The organism is Campylobacter sp. W0014 (genome assembly GCF_020135975.1).
GTDB lineage: Bacteria > Campylobacterota > Campylobacteria > Campylobacterales > Campylobacteraceae > Campylobacter_D.
Genome location: NZ_JACHTR010000095.1, coordinates 1 through 603 on the forward strand (window position 1 = coordinate 1; position 603 = coordinate 603).

General features: G+C 24.0%; 1 pseudogene. It reads right to left on the minus strand.

The features are described from left to right. Window positions 1-603: pseudogene (locus tag H2277_RS09115) on the minus strand (DUF115 domain-containing protein); the annotation flags it as partial.

Genomic DNA, 603 nt, shown 5'->3' on the forward strand with positions numbered 1-603 from the left:
ATTTTTTCCTTCCATTTTTCTAAATTTCTTTGATCTAATTCATCTTCTAAAGGATTAATATTTTCTATTAAAGCTTTTTCTTGAGCTTCAATATGAGTATAAACCATTTTAAAAAATTCTATATGCTCTTTTACCCATAATAAAGATTTATTATAAGAATCTTCTAAAGTTTTTGGATTTAAAACATAAATTCTAGCTAAATTAAGTTCAAATTGAGTTTGCAAAGGACCTAAGATTTCATAAAGATCTGACATATTTTTTCCATCTTCAAGTTTAGTTTTGATTTTATCAATTTCTTGTATGAGATAATTAAGTATTTCTTTACCTTCATTTAAATTTGAGATTAAGTTAAGATTTGAAAAACTTTCTAAGATGTAATTATAAGATTTTAAAAGTTCTTCTTTAAAATCTTTGCAATGTCTTATACTTTTATAAATTTTATAATAAGCTTTAAGTAAAAGTTCATTTTGTTTATCTTGACTTAAATTCTTCACTTTAGGAAAGGGTTTTTTTAGATCTTCTTTGAGTAAAGTTTCACAAACTTCCTTAAAAGGTTTTTCTATGGTTCCTTCTATCCTAGCTCCACCTTCGGTGCAATTGTAA